Raw genomic sequence first — 13,861 nt, 5'->3', positions numbered from 1 at the left:
TTACGGCGGCCATAGCGAGGCGGGAAACGCCCGGCACCATTCCGAACCCGGAAGCTAAGCCCCTCAGCGCCGATGGTACTGCCCTGGAGACGGGGTGGGAGAGTAGGACACCGCCGAACACCCATTAAGCCGAAAGGCCCCACACCCACCCGGGTGCGGGGCCTTTCGCACACCCACACCCAGGCGCAGGCGAGTAGATCCCCGACCCTTCGCGAGAGGATTACTGACCCACCGCGAGAGGATCGCGGACCCTCCCCGAACTGTTGCGGACCCGCCGGGCGACTGTCCGTTCGGGGCGCATCGACCGTCTGGTGCAGCCGGAGTCGTGACACCGGCCGGTCAGGAGTTTCTGCTCGTGAGGGTGAAGGACGGTCGACGGCGTCGTCGGCTCCCTGCGTGCGGACGCGCTATCTCGGAGAGGGGGTTCCCTTGACCGTCGTGGTTCGAGGGCTGGTTCCTGTGCTGTCCCGACGGACGGGTCCACGTTCGCGGACGGGTCGGGACAGCGCGACTCAACGGGGTGATTCACCTTCACCTGTTCGAGCAGATCGTGCTTGTTGTTCCGGACGTCTGGTGAGGTTGTCAGTGGTGACCCTCACGGCGGCACAACTGCGGGGAGGCTCCCCGCCTGGTAGCGGCGAGTATCGTTGGGTGGTCCTGTTGGTCGTGCAGCGGGAGTACAACCAACGCGTGTGTGAGCCGAACCGCCACCGCAGACAGGAGCACCACTGATGGCCGACGAGTCTCGCGCGGATCGCCGCGCCGATCAGAACAAGGGTCGACCGGGATCAGAAGGTTCCTGGGATGCCCGTGATGGCAGGTCGAGCCGGCCGCGCTCGGGAGGGCCCACGCGCGGGCGCGCGCCGGGCGCAGCCTCCGGGCGCAGCGGCCGCGACGCGAGTGAGCGGGGCGGTCGTGATGAGCGTGGTCCCCGTACCGGCGGCTACCAGGGCGGCCGTGATGAGCGTGGCCCCCGTACCGGCGGCTACCAGGGTGGCCGTGATGAGCGTGGCCCCCGTACCGGCGGCTACCAGGGTGGCCGTGATGAGCGTGGCCCCCGTACCGGCGGCTACCAGGGTGGCCGTGATGAGCGTGGCCCCCGTACCGGTGGGTACCAGGGCAACCGCGACCGCGATGAGCGCGGTCCCCGTACCGGCGGCTACCAGGGCGGCCGTGATGAGCGTGGCCCCCGTACCGGTGGGTACCAGGGCAACCGCGACCGCGATGAGCGCGGTCCCCGTACCGGCGGCTACCAGGGCGGCCGTGATGAGCGTGGCCTCCGTACCGGCGGCTACCAGGGTGGCCGTGATGAGCGTGGCCTCCGTACCGGCGGCTACCAGGGTGGCCGTGATGAGCGTGGCCCCCGTACCGGTGGGTACCAGGGCAACCGCGACCGCGATGAGCGCGGTCCCCGTACCGGCGGCTACCAGGGCGGCCGTGATGAGCGTGGCCCCCGTACCGGCGGCTACCAGGGTGGCCGTGATGAGCGTGGCCCCCGTACCGGTGGGTACCAGGGCAACCGCGACCGCGATGAGCGCGGTCCCCGTACCGGCGGCTACCAGGGCGGCCGTGATGAGCGTGGCCCCCGTACCGGCGGCTACCAGGGTGGCCGTGATGAGCGTGGCCCCCGTACCGGTGGGTACCAGGGCAACCGCGACCGCGACGAGCGTGGTCCCCGTACCGGTGGGTACCAGGGCGGCCGGGACCGGGATGACAGCGGACGTGGCGATCGCCGCGGCTCGTTCGCGCCGCAGGGTGAGCGGTCGTTGCGCCCGGGGCAGGAGCGTCGTGCGGAGCGGGTCGAGGACCCGTACCTGCCCGACGAGATCGAGTTCTCGATGCTGGACCGCGAGACCCGCCGCAGCCTCCGGGGCCTGACGAAGGAGAACGCCGGCGTCGTCGGGCGTCACCTGGTGATGGCGGGTCGTCTCCTCGACGTCGAGCCCGAGCTCGCGCACGAGCACGCCCTCGCGGCGCTGCGCCGCGCAGCCCGGATCGACATCGTCCGCGAGGCCCTCGCGCTCACCTCCTACGCCACGGGTCGCTACGCCGACGCCCTCCGTGAGGTACGCGCAGCACGCCGTCTGAGCGGCGTGGACGCGCACCGTGCCCTCGAGGCGGACGCGGAGCGAGGACTCGGCCGTCCCGAGCGCGCGATCGCCGTCATCCGCGAGGCCGGCGAGGTCGAGCCGGCCGAACGCGTCGAGCTCACCCTCGTCGAGGCCGGTGCTCGCCTCGACATGGGGGAGACCGAGGTCGCGCTCCTGCTGCTCGAGGAGCTGACCGTCCCGCAGGGCGAGGCGGAGCTCGCCGACCGGGTGCTCCAGGCCCGGATTCCGGTTCTCCGCGCGCTCGGACGCGAGGACGAAGCTGCGGCGCTCGAGTCGAGCGTCTCCGCCGGGGTCGGCGACGACGAGGAGGACATCGTCGTGTTCGACCTCGACGAGGACCCCGAGAACGAGTCCACCGCAACGGTCGATCCGGAGCGAGAGGCCGCCACCGACGTCGAGGCGTCAAGGGTGGACGGGGCGAAGACATACCCGAACGACGTCGACGCACCCGCCGCGGTCGTGAGCCAGGGCGAGGCGTTCGACGATGACGACGTGATGGACCTCGTCGATGAGATCCAGACCGCCGAGCCCGAGCCCGAGACCGAGGCCGTCGTGGTGCCTGTCATCGACGACGGTGAGGTTGAGTCGGCCGACGTGGCTGGGGACGGCCCCGAGGTCGTCGAGCAGCCCACCGTGGATGACCAGCCCGAGGTCGAGGTCACCGCAGATGTGACGCTGGCTCCCGAGCCCGAGCCCGAGCCCGAGCCCGAGCCCGAGCCCGAGCCCGAGCCCGAGCCCGAGCCCGAGCCCGAGCCCGAGCCCGAGCCCGAGCCCGAGCCCGAGCCCGAGGACGACGACGACGACGAGGAGCGCCTCTTTTGAGCACCTACCTCCGCGCCTCCGCGACCCCGCTCGCCCAGGCGCACGACGCGCTCCTCCTCGACCTCGACGGGGTGGTGTACCGCGGGGCCGCCGCCGTCGAGCACGCGGCCGACTCGATCGCTGCCGCCGCGGCGGCGGGGGCGCAGCCGGTCTACGTCACGAACAACGCGGGCCGGCCGCCGCAGGTGGTGGCCGACCAGCTCACCGACCTCGGGATCCCCACCGACCCCGCGCACGTCATGACCTCCTCGCTCGCCGCGGCCACGACCCTGGCGCGTGACCTCCCGGCCGGGTCCACCGTCCTGTGCGTCGGCGGCCCCGGCCTGCGCCAGGCCATGGAGGCCCAGGGCTACCGCGTGGTGACCGACGCGCACGAGAAGCCCGACGCCGTCGCGCAGGGCTACGGCCCCGAGGTCGGGTGGGCGCAGCTGACCGAGGCGGCCTACGCGATCGGGCAGGGCGCGCGCTACGTCGCCACCAACCTCGACGCGACCCTCCCGACCGAGCGCGGCATGGCCGTCGGCAACGGCTCGCTCGTGGCCGCCGTCGTCAACGCGACGGGGGTGCGCCCGACGTCGTCAGGCAAGCCCGAGGCAGGCATCTTCCACGAGGCGGCCGCGCTCGTCGGCGCCACCCGCCCCGTCGTCGTCGGCGACCGCCTCGACACCGACCTCGCGGGCGCGCGCGCCGCGGGAATGCCCGGCCTCCAGGTCCTGACCGGCGTGCACCAGGCCTACGACCTGTTCGCCGCACAGCCGCACGAGCGCCCCGACATGCTCGCGCTCGACCTGCGCGGCGTGCTCGAGCCGCACCCCGAGGTCGTCCCCACCGGCGACCACCTCGGCGGCTGGCGCTGCCGCGACGCCGTCGTGCGCGTGTCCGGGACCGATCTCCACGTGGTGCGTGACGACGTCGCCCAGGCCCTCGCGAGCCTCACCGAGATCACGCTCGACGAGCTGCGTGCGGCCTGCTGCGCCGCGTGGGAGGCTGCCGACGGCGGGACCGGGCTCGCGCTCGCACCGCGCCCCCTGGCGGTCGTGGTCTAGGAGGCGCGCCCGCGCCGGAGGAGGAGAGCAGGCATGGACAGCACGCCGGAGGATGCCGGGACGGACGCGGCCCCGGCGACGAGCGCCGGGCCGGTCCCCTCCCCGCCCGGATCGCGCCCCGGACCACGCCCGGGTCCGCGCCCCGGGCCGGATCGGGCGGCGCCCGACCCGCCGCTCCCGGAGCTGCCCGACGCCGAGGCGCTGGCGGCCATGACCATCCGCGAGCACGTCGTCCTCTTCGAGGACCTGCACCGGGCCCTGGCCGACCGCCTCGACGAGTCGGCCGGCTAGGGATGCGTGCCGACGTCGCCCTCGTGGAGCGCGGACTCGCGACCTCCCGCACGCAGGCCCAGCGACTCATCGCCGCCGGCGACGTGACGCTGGACGGCCGGGTCCTCACGCGCCCCGCCGTCGCCGTCCTCGAGCAGCACGTGCTCGCCGTCGCCCCGGGCGACGACTACGTCTCCCGCGCCGCGCACAAGCTCGCGGGCGCGCTCGACGCGCTGGCCGGGGCCGGCCTCGCCGGTCCGCCCGTGGCGGGCGTCCGTGTGCTCGACGCCGGTGCCTCCACGGGCGGGTTCACGGACGTCGTGCTGCGGCGCGGCGCGGACCACGTCGTCGCCGTCGACGTCGGCAGCGGCCAGCTCGACCCCCGCATCAGGTCCGACGCCCGCGTCACCGTCCTCGAGCACACCAACGTCCGCACCCTCACCCCCGAGCAGATCGGGGGAGTCGCCGACCTCCTCGTGGCCGACCTCTCCTTCATCTCGCTGCGCCTCGTGCTCGACCCGCTGGCCGCGTGCCTCGCGCCGGGTGCGCACGCCGTCGTGCTCGTGAAGCCGCAGTTCGAGGTCGGCCGCGAGCGGCTCGGCTCCGGGGGAGTCGTGACGGATCCCCGGCAGCGCACGCGCGCCGTCGTCGGCGCCCTGGACGCCGCCGCGGCGAGCGGGCTGCGCGCCCGCGCCGTCCTGCCGAGCGCCCTGCAGGGGATGCACGGGAACCAGGAGTACGTGGCCTGGTTGGAGCGCGTCGCACCCGGGGCGACGCCGTCGCCAGGTGCCGAGGTCGACGCCGCCACCGCGCGGGAGCACGCCCGGGTCGCCCAGGGTGCCGTCGCCGGGCGCCTCGTGCCCGCAGAATGGGGGACGTGGTGAATCGCGAAGTCCTGGTCGTCTCGCACTCGCACGACCGCGCGCGTCAGGCGCGCACCGAGCTGGAGCAGCAGCTGCACGCGCACGGCATGACCGTGCGCGCCGCCGAGGAGATCGCCCCGTTCGACGCCGTGCTGCCGCCCCAGCCGTCCTGGTTGCGCGAGGTGGAGGTCGTCGTCGTGCTCGGCGGTGACGGCACGATCCTGCGGGCCGTCGAGCTCGTGCGCGGCACGGACGTGCCGGTCGTGGGCATCAACCTCGGCCACATGGGCTTCCTGGCGGAGTCCGACGTCGCCGAGATCACCGACCTCGTGGACCAGATCGCGCGGCGCGACTACACCGTCGAGCGCCGCATGACCATCGACGTCCGCGCGTACACCCCCGACGGCCGGGTGCACGAGACCTGGGCCATGAACGAGGCCACCGTCGGCAAGAACCGGCCCGAGCGGATGATCGAGCTCGCCATCGGTGTCGACGGCCGCGCCCTGGAGACCTTCGGGTGCGACGGCGTCGTGCTCGCCACCCCCACGGGGTCGACGGCCTACGCCTTCTCGGCCGGAGGCCCCGTCGTGTGGCCCGACGTCGACGCGATGCTGCTCGTGCCGCTCAGCGCCCACGCCCTGTTCGCCCGCCCCCTCGTGGTGGGACCGGCCAGCGTGCTCGAGGTCGAGCTCCTCACCCGCACGGCCACGCCCGCCACCATGTGGTGCGACGGTCGCCGCACGCTCGACCTGCCGCCGGGCAGCCGCGTCGAGGCGAGGCGAGGCGCCGTCCCGGTCGCGATCGCCCGGCTCAGCCCCGGCCCGTTCTCCGAGCGGCTGGTGCGGCGGTTCGACCTCCCGGTCGCCGGGTGGCGGGGGAGGGGCCAGCAGTGATCGAGGAGCTCCGCATCCGCGACCTCGGCGTCATCGCCGAGGCGACCCTGACGCCGTCGCCCGGCTTCACGGCCATCACGGGCGAGACCGGTGCGGGCAAGACGATGCTGCTGAGCGCGCTCGACCTCCTGCTCGGCGGGCGCGCCGACGCCTCGCGCGTGCGCGTCGGGGCCGAGCGGGCGTTCGTCGAGGGCCGCTTCACCGGCGTGCCGGCAGCGGCCGTCGAGCGCGCCGAGGACGCCGGGGCCGACCTCGACGACGACGCGCTCATCCTCGCGCGCACCGTCGTGGCGCAGGGCCGCTCGCGCGCGCACGTCGGCGGGTCGAGCGTGCCGCAGGCGGTGCTCGGTCAGATCGGCGAGCAGCTCGTCACCGTGCACGGCCAGGCCGACCAGTTCCACCTGCGCAGCCGCTCGACGCAGCGCGACGTCGTCGACGCGTTCGCCGGACCGGACCACGCCGCCGAGCTCGAGCGCATGCGCACCGCGCACGCCGCGCTCCGCCGCGCGCAGGAGGCGCTCGCGGAGTTCACCGCCACGAGCCGCACCCGTGCCCTCGAGGTCACCACCCTGACCACGGCCCTGGCCGAGATCGACGACGCCGAGCCCCAGCCGGGCGAGGACCTCGCCCTGCGCGAGGAGGTCGACCGGCTCGACAACGGCGAGACGTTGCGCGCCGGCGCCGCGGAGGCGATGACCGCCCTGTCCGGCCGCGGCGCGGACGACGCGGGCGCCGTCGACCTTCTGGAGGCCGCCGCACGCGCCCTCGTGCGCGCGTCGGAGCACGACACCACGCTCGCGACGCTCGCGGAGCAGATCTCCGAGGCGGCCCGCACCGGCGCCGACCTCAGCGCCGAGATCGGCGGCTACGTCGCGGGTCTCGAGACCGACCCCGGCCGGCTCGACGTCGTGCACGCGCGTCGCGCCGTCCTGGCCACCCTCGGTCGCACCTACGGGATCCCGTGGGCGGAACGCGGACCGGACGACCCCCGGCCGGCAGCACCGACGCGGTGATCCTCTGGGCGCAGCACGCCCGCACCCGGCTCGAGGAGCTGACCGGTCCCGGTCAGGACGCCGACTCGCTGCGCGAGAGGGTGTCCGAGCTGGAGGCGACGTGCACCGCGATCGCGGCGGGGATCACGAGTGCGCGCCGGGCCGCGGGGGACCGGCTCGCCTCCGCCGTGACCGCCGAGCTCGCCGGGCTCGCGATGGCCTCGGCGCAGGTGGAGGTCACCCTCGACCCGGTCCCGCTGGGCGCCTCGGGCGCCGACGACGTCGCGATCGTCCTGGCGCCGCACCCCGGGGCGCCGGCGCGTCCGCTCGGGCAGGGCGCGTCCGGCGGTGAGATCTCGCGCGTCATGCTCGCGCTGGAGGTCGCGCTGGCCGACGCCGGCGAGGCGACCCCCACGACGTTCGTCTTCGACGAGGTCGACGCCGGGATCGGTGGCCGCACGGCCAGCCAGGTCGGGCAGCGCCTGGCCGAGCTGGCGCGGACCGCCCAGGTCGTCGTCGTCACGCACCTCGCCCAGGTCGCCGCCTACGCCGACCACCACATCGTGCTCGAGAAGGACACGGGTGCCGCGGACGGCACCGTGACGAGCGTGCGCGCCGTCGCCGGCCAGGACCGCACGGCGGAGCTCGCGCGGATGCTCTCGGGTGAGACGACCACCACGGCGCTGCGGCACGCCGCGGACCTCCTGGAGAGGTCCGACGTGGGACGATAGGCCCCGCCATGAGACTCAGACCCCTCCGCCGCGCCGCGGTCGCCGACGACCCGGACGGGACGATCAGCGGTCCCGCGCGCGTGGATCCCCGCACCAAGGCGCTGACCAAGCGGCTGAAGGCGGGCGACGTCGCGGTCATCGACCACCTCGACATGGACCGGGTCTCGGCCGAGGCGCTCGTGGCCTGCGCACCGGCCGCCGTGCTGAACGCCGCGCGCTCCACCTCGGGGCGCTACCCGAACGTCGGTCCGCAGATCCTGCTCGACGCCGGGATCCCCCTCGTGGACGGGCTCGGCCAGGACGTCATGGCCCTCAAGGAGGGCGCGCGGCTCACCGTCCACGACGGCGAGGTCCGCTCCGGGACCACGGTGGTGGCCACCGGCGTGCTCCAGGACGCGGCCACGATCGAGGCCGACCAGGCGAAGGCGCGCGAGGGCCTCTCGGACCAGCTCGAGGCGTTCGCGCAGAACACCATGGACTACATGCTCAAGGAGCGCGATCTGCTCCTGGACGGCATCGGGGTGCCGCGCGTCGAGACGAAGATCGAGGGCCGCGCCGTCCTCATCGTGGTGCGCGGCTACCACTACAAGGAGGACCTCGCGATGCTGCGGTCCTTCATCCGCGAGAGCCGTCCGGTCCTCATCGGGGTCGACGGCGGCGCCGACGCCATCATCGAGGCCGGCTGGAAGCCGGACCTCATCGTGGGCGACATGGACTCCGTCTCCGACTCCGCCCTCACCAGTGGCGCCGAGGTCGTCGTGCACGCCTACCGCGACGGGCGCGCCCCGGGTGCGGCGCGCGTCGCCGAGCTGGGTGCCACCCACGTCGTCTTCCCCGCGACCGGGACGAGCGAGGACGTCGCCATGCTCCTGGCGGACGACATGGGCGCCAAGCTGATCGTCGCCGTCGGGACGCACGCGACCCTCGTGGAGTTCCTCGACAAGGGTCGCTCGGGCATGGCCAGTACCTTCCTCACGCGCCTGCGCGTGGGCAGCAAGCTCGTCGACGCCAAGGGCGTCTCCCGCCTGTACCGCTCCACGATCTCCACCTGGCAGCTCGTGGTGCTGATCCTCGCCGGCCTCGCCGCGCTCGCCGTCGCCCTCGCCGTGACCCCCGCCGGTCAGGCGGCGCTCGAGCTGCTCCTGGCCCGGTGGGACGACATCTCCACCACCATCCGTCGATTCTTTGGAGGGTGAGGCGTGATCGACTTCCGCTACCACCTCGTCTCGCTCATCTCGGTCTTCCTCGCGCTCGCCGTCGGCATCGTGCTCGGCGCGGGTCCGCTGCGCGGCACGATCTCCGACCAGCTCACCGGCCAGGTCGAGGGGCTGCGCGAGGAGATGGGCGCGCTGCGCGCGGAGATCGACGAGAACCGTGCCTCGATGGCGGACACGACCGCCTTCATCGAGAGCGCGGCGCCCGCGCTGCTCGACGGCGTGCTCCCGGGCTACCGCGTCGCCGTCGCGACCTTCCCCGGCGTGACCGACGACGTCACCTCCGCCGTGTCGCAGCGGCTGGAGGAGTCCGGCGCGGAGATCACGGCTCGGGTCGAGCTCACCGCCGACTGGGCGGACCCCGAGGCCGAGGACGTGCGCGACGAGGTCGCGGCTGCCGTCCGGGCGGACGTCCCCGGCGCGACCGCGGCGGACACGAGCGACGTCGTTCTCGGCAGCGCGCTCGCGCTCGCCCTGACCGGGGCGAGCGCGGGCGACCCGCGCCAGCCGTCGGCCGACGCCCAGGCGGTGCTCACCGCGCTGACCGAGCCGTCGAGTGACGCCGACGCCCTCGTCCGGGTCGAGGGGCAGGCCGCGCCGGCCGATCTCGTCATCGTCCTCACGACGCCGCAGGTCGCCCCCGAGTCGGGTGCCACCGCGGACCCCGCGCTCGAGCCGACGAATGTGACCTGGGCGCTCACCCTCGCCGCGCTGGCCGAGCAGAGCCCGACGGTGGTCGCCGGATACGCCGCGATCGACACCGACACCCTCATCCGCGTCCGCGGCGAGCGGAGCGTCGCGACCGTCGACGGGCTGGACACGGTGGCCGGCCAGGTGACTGTGCCGCTGGTGCTCGCGGCGGTCGCGGCCGACGAGGAGCCCGCCCCGTACGGCTTCGGGATCGGGGCCCAGGACCCGCTTCCGGCCCGGCAGGAGCTGAGCGGCCCTCCCGCGCTCGAGCCGGCCCCGGATCCGACGTCGGGTTCCGGTGACGACGAGGGGGCGACCGACGGGACCGACGACACCGAGGGCTCCGGGGCGGAGGACGGGACGCCGACCGGCGCCACGGACGCGTCGACCGCACCGGAGGACGCCAGCAGCCTGCTCGACGGACTCGCGGGCGTCGGCGCGGGCGGGGACGGCCGGTGAACTCGCTCCTGTCCGGTGTGCACGCCGCGGCCTGGACCGTCGGTGCGGCCGCCCAGGCGCGGCGCAGCGAGCGCGACTCCTGGCGTCGCACCAACTTCCGGGGCCGCAGCGTGAGCCTCGCGGGAGGTCTCGCGACGGCGACCGGTGCCCTCGCCGGTACGGTCGCCACCGGTGGTGCACCCGCCCTGGCGGGCGGCGTCGCCGTCGCCGCCGCGGGTGGTCTCGGGGCCCTGGACGACCTGACAGAGCGCCCGGACGACCGCGGGACCAAGGGCCTGCGCGGGCACCTGGGTGCGCTCGCGCGCGGCACCGTGACGACGGGTGCCGTCAAGCTGGTCGGTATCACGGCCGCCAGCCTCGTGGCCGGGGCAGTCCTGGCGACCGACCGCCGCGACCGTCGCGGGACGGCCGCCCTCGGCACGGCGCTGGACGCCGTGACCAGCGGTGCCCTGGTCGCCGGCACGGCGAACCTCCTGAACCTGCTCGACCTGCGCCCGGGTCGCGCGCTCAAGGCCACCGCGCTCCTCGGCGGCCCGCTCGTCGCGGTCGGTGGACCGGGCGCCGGGGTGGCCGCGGCCGCCGTCGGAGCAGCCGTCGCGGCCGCCCCGTCCGACCTCGCGGAGACGACGATGCTCGGCGACACCGGCGCCAACGCGCTGGGTGCGGCGCTCGGGGTGGCGCTCGCCTCGCGCGGGCCGGTGGTGCGGTCGGCCGCGCTCGCCGTCGTGGTGGCCGGGACGCTCGCCAGCGAGCGCGTCAGCTTCTCCCGCGTGATCGACCGGCAGCCGGTGCTCGCGCGTATCGACGCCTTCGGGCGGCTGCCCGCCGATGCGCCTGCCGACCCGCACGCCGTGGCCGCCGACGCCGTCGCTCCGGCCGGGAGCCGTGACGCCCGCTGACGGCGAGCGCACCGCCGCGCGCGGGCGTCTCGCGCGCCTGACCGCCGGGGTGGCCGGCGCGGCGGCGGTGCTGACCGTGCTGACCCTGCTGGCGCGCCTGGTCGGGTTCGCGCGCTGGTTCGCGCTGAACGCGTGGGTGGGACCCAACGAGGTCGGCACCGCGTACTCGACCGCCAACACCGTGCCCAACGTGCTGTTCGAGGTCGCGGCCGGGGAGCGCTGGCCGGCGCCGTCGTCCCGCTGCTGGCCGGACCGCTCGCGAAGCACCTGCGCCGCGACGTCGACCGCACGGCCTCGGCGCTGCTGACGTGGGCGGTGCTCGTCCTGGTCCCGGTCGCGGTCGCCACCTTCCTGGCCGCACCCCTGGCGGTGCGGGCGCTCTCGGGTCCGTCCGCGCCGGACGACCAGGTGGAGCTCGCCACGACGCTCCTGCGCATCTTCACCGTCCAGATCCCGCTCTACGGCGTCGGGGTGGTCCTCTCGGGCGTGCTGCAGGCGCACCGCCGCTTCGTGTGGCCGGCGCTCGCGCCGCTGCTGTCCAGCCTCGTCGTCATGCTGTCCTACGGCCTCGTGGGGCTGTGGGCGCCGTCGGACCCGACCGCGGCCGAGCTGACCACGGCCGCCGTCGCCGCGCTGGGTTGGGGCACGACCGCCGGCGTCGTCGTCCTCAGCCTCCCGCTGCTGCTCCCCGTCGCGCGGCTCGGGGTGCGGCTGCGTCCCACGCTCCGCTTCCCCGATGGCGTGGCGGCGCGGGCGCGATCGCTCGCCCTGGCCGGGATGGGCGGCCTGCTCGCGCAGCAGGTCAGCGTCGTCGTCGCCGTCCGCGTGGCCAACACCTTCGGGTCCACGGACGGCACGCTCAACGTCCACCAGTACGCCCAGGCCGTCGTCCTGCTGCCCTACGCCGTGCTCGCCGTCCCGGTCGCGACCGCGATGTTCCCCCGGCTGGCCGAGCACGCGGCCGCGGGCCGCCGCGAGGCGCTCGCGCGCGAGAGCGCGCTGTCCACACGCGTGATCGTCGTCGTCGCCGCGGCGGGGGCGGCCGCGCTGGTGGCCGCCGCCGGGCGCGTGGAGCAGGTGTTCGGCGTCTACGCCCGCGGCAGCTCCGGGGTCGAGGGCATGGCGGCCGCGATCGTCGGCGGCGCCGCCGGCGTCGTCGGGCTCGCCCTGGTCTTCCACCTCTCGCGCGTGCTCTACGCGGTCGAGCACAACCGCACCGCGCTGGTCGCGATCAGCGCGGGCTGGCTCACGGTGGCGCTGAGCGCCGTCGCGGGAGCGCTGCTCCTGGTGGGCACGGCGCCGGACGGCGGCGACTCGGTCACGACCCTCGCGGTCCTCGGCGCGGCGACCAGCGTAGGGACGCTCGCCGGGTCGCTCGCCCTGCTGGCGGGCGTGCGGCACGCGCTCGGTGCGGACGCCGTCGCGGGTGTCGGCCGGACCGCGCTCGTCTCGCTCGTGGGCGCCGCGGCCGGTGCGCTCGCCGGAGGCTGGCTCGCCGGTCTCGGCCCGACGGCGCAGGGCGGCTCCGGCCTCGGCGCGGCGCTCGGCCTCGGGGCCGCGGGAGGCCTCGTGGCCGGCGCGATCGCCCTCGGCGTCGCGGCGCTCGGGGACCGCCAGGCGCTCGCGCGGCTGCGGCACGCGCGCGGCGGAACCGCCCCCACCCGTTGACCACGACCGAGCGAGCCGAGCAGGAGCAACCATGACCAGGATCCTCCAGGTCGTCGGCCACGCGGCCGGCGGCATCGGCGTGCACGTGGCGGACCTGTCCGCGGGCCTGCGCGCCGCCGGCGACGCCGTGCGGGTCGTCGTGCCCGCCGCGACCGCGGGCAGGTTCGACCTGGGCGACGCGGGCAGCGGCGGCGTCGACACGCGGGCCTGGCCCGTGCGCTCCTCGCCGCAGGCCTACGCCCGCGGGCTCGCCCGCCTGCGCCGCGTGGTGCGCGCCAGCGACGTCGTCCACGCCCACGGGCACCAGGCCGGCCTGACGGCGCTGCTGGCCGCCGCCGGCACCGGGGTCCCCGTCGTCGTCTCCTGGCACAACGCGATCCTCGCGCGGCGCGGTCCCGGCGCCCTGGCCGAGCGGTGGCAGGCGCGTCGCGCGGCGCTCGTCACGGGCGCGTCGCAGGACCTCGTGGACCGCGCGGCCGCGCTCGGGGCCCGCCGCAGCGAGCTCGCTCCCGTCGCCGCGCCCGCCGCGGGGAGGTTCGACGGCGATCGTGCGGCGGCGCGCGCCGTCGTGCGCCGTGCGCTGCGCGAGCGGGGCGAGAGCGGTGCCGACCCCGCGACCGACCCCGCGACGGAGCCCGCGAGCGACGACGGCGAGGTGTGGATCCTCACGGTCTCGCGCATCGCGCCGCAGAAGGACCTCGGCGTGCTCGTCGAGGCCGCGCGGCTCGTGCAGCGCGAGGGTGCCGCGACGGCGGTGCGCTGGTTCGTCGTCGGCGACGGCGACGCACCCCTGCGCGCGGAGCTCGAGCGCGCCGCGGAGGGCCTGCCGTTCCACCTCGTGGGGGCGCGCGAGGACGTCCCGGCCTGGATGGCCGCGGCCGACGTCCTGGTGGTGCCGAGCCGGTGGGAGGCGCGCGCCCTGGTGGTCCAGGAGGCCCTCGCGGCGGGTCTGCCCGTGGTGGCGACCGACGTCGGCGGCCTCCCGGAGCTCGTGACCGGGTGCGGTTCCCTCGTGCCGGTCGGCCACGCGCCGGCGATCGCGGCCGCCGTGACCCACCTGGTGACGCACCCCGAGCGGCGGGCCGACCTCGCCGCGCGAGCGCGCGAGCGGTTCGCGCAGCTGCCGACGTCGGCCGACGTCGTCTCGGCGTGGCGCGAGCGCTACGCGTCGCTGGCCCCGGCGAAGCGGTAGGGTGGAATTCC

The 13,861-nt window shown here is 75.6% G+C and carries 14 protein-coding genes and 1 rRNA gene; 14 read left to right on the top strand and 1 reads right to left on the bottom strand.

Annotated features, from left to right (window positions below):
• The first annotated feature begins 1 nt into the window (after position 1).
• Positions 2-119, top strand: a 5S ribosomal RNA gene (gene rrf, locus QQK22_RS07945).
• A gap of 669 nt (positions 120-788) precedes the next feature.
• Here the strand turns inward: rrf and QQK22_RS07940 are convergent.
• Complete coding sequence (locus QQK22_RS07940; RefSeq protein WP_284250444.1) at positions 789-1,958, bottom strand: hypothetical protein; 1,170 nt, start codon at positions 1,956-1,958, stop codon at positions 789-791.
• On the opposite strand from QQK22_RS07940, the gene QQK22_RS07935 reads away from it, so the two are divergent.
• The 13 genes from QQK22_RS07935 to QQK22_RS07880 are packed head-to-tail and all read left to right on the top strand — an operon-like array spanning position 1,917 to position 13,850.
• Positions 1,917-2,933, top strand: coding sequence for a hypothetical protein (locus QQK22_RS07935; RefSeq protein ID WP_284250443.1), 1,017 nt, complete (start codon positions 1,917-1,919; stop codon positions 2,931-2,933). The two genes, QQK22_RS07940 and QQK22_RS07935, sit on opposite strands and share 42 nt — an antisense overlap.
• Positions 2,930-3,979, top strand: coding sequence for an HAD-IIA family hydrolase (locus QQK22_RS07930; RefSeq protein WP_284250442.1), 1,050 nt, complete (start codon positions 2,930-2,932; stop codon positions 3,977-3,979). The genes QQK22_RS07935 and QQK22_RS07930 overlap by 4 nt, the downstream gene beginning before the upstream one ends.
• Positions 3,980-4,012: 33 nt before the next feature.
• Positions 4,013-4,270 carry a hypothetical protein gene (locus QQK22_RS07925; RefSeq protein ID WP_284250441.1) on the top strand — a complete coding sequence of 86 codons (258 nt, stop codon included), beginning with the start codon at positions 4,013-4,015 and terminating at the stop codon, positions 4,268-4,270.
• Positions 4,271-4,272: 2 nt separating this feature from the next.
• A complete protein-coding gene (locus tag QQK22_RS07920; protein WP_284250440.1) occupies positions 4,273-5,133 on the top strand; it encodes a TlyA family RNA methyltransferase in 861 nt (286 codons plus the stop codon).
• Positions 5,118-6,005 (top strand): NAD kinase, encoded by an 888-nt coding sequence (locus QQK22_RS07915; protein ID WP_284250439.1) that lies wholly within the window; start codon positions 5,118-5,120, stop codon positions 6,003-6,005. The genes QQK22_RS07920 and QQK22_RS07915 overlap by 16 nt, the downstream gene beginning before the upstream one ends.
• Positions 6,002-7,018 carry an AAA family ATPase gene (locus QQK22_RS18690; RefSeq protein ID WP_348525538.1) on the top strand — a complete coding sequence of 339 codons (1,017 nt, stop codon included), beginning with the start codon at positions 6,002-6,004 and terminating at the stop codon, positions 7,016-7,018. Before QQK22_RS07915 ends, QQK22_RS18690 begins: the two co-directional genes overlap by 4 nt.
• Positions 7,015-7,728, top strand: coding sequence for a DNA repair protein RecN (locus QQK22_RS18685; RefSeq protein WP_348525537.1), 714 nt, complete (start codon positions 7,015-7,017; stop codon positions 7,726-7,728). The genes QQK22_RS18690 and QQK22_RS18685 overlap by 4 nt, the downstream gene beginning before the upstream one ends.
• 8 nt (positions 7,729-7,736) lie before the next feature.
• Positions 7,737-8,924: a putative cytokinetic ring protein SteA gene (gene steA / locus QQK22_RS07905; protein ID WP_284250438.1), complete on the top strand. Its 1,188-nt coding sequence runs from the start codon at positions 7,737-7,739 to the stop codon at positions 8,922-8,924.
• Between the two features lie 3 nt (positions 8,925-8,927).
• Positions 8,928-10,091: a copper transporter gene (locus tag QQK22_RS07900; RefSeq protein ID WP_284250437.1), complete on the top strand. Its 1,164-nt coding sequence runs from the start codon at positions 8,928-8,930 to the stop codon at positions 10,089-10,091.
• Entirely contained in the window at positions 10,088-10,990 is a 903-nt protein-coding gene (locus QQK22_RS07895) for a hypothetical protein (protein WP_284250436.1), read from the top strand. The genes QQK22_RS07900 and QQK22_RS07895 overlap by 4 nt, the downstream gene beginning before the upstream one ends.
• Complete coding sequence (locus QQK22_RS07890) at positions 10,977-11,297, top strand: hypothetical protein (protein ID WP_284252831.1); 321 nt, start codon at positions 10,977-10,979, stop codon at positions 11,295-11,297. The genes QQK22_RS07895 and QQK22_RS07890 overlap by 14 nt, the downstream gene beginning before the upstream one ends.
• Positions 11,210-12,658 (top strand): lipid II flippase MurJ, encoded by a 1,449-nt coding sequence (locus tag QQK22_RS07885; RefSeq protein WP_284252625.1) that lies wholly within the window; start codon positions 11,210-11,212, stop codon positions 12,656-12,658. The genes QQK22_RS07890 and QQK22_RS07885 overlap by 88 nt, the downstream gene beginning before the upstream one ends.
• Before the next feature lie 31 nt (positions 12,659-12,689).
• Positions 12,690-13,850, top strand: coding sequence for a glycosyltransferase family 4 protein (locus tag QQK22_RS07880; protein WP_284250435.1), 1,161 nt, complete (start codon positions 12,690-12,692; stop codon positions 13,848-13,850).
• The last annotated feature ends 11 nt before the right edge of the window (positions 13,851-13,861 follow it).

The organism is Litorihabitans aurantiacus (genome assembly GCF_030161595.1).
GTDB classification, from domain to species: Bacteria; Actinomycetota; Actinomycetes; order Actinomycetales; family Beutenbergiaceae; genus Litorihabitans; species Litorihabitans aurantiacus.
Note: the sequence above shows the minus strand (reverse complement) of the source record. Positions and strands in the feature narration are given on the sequence as shown.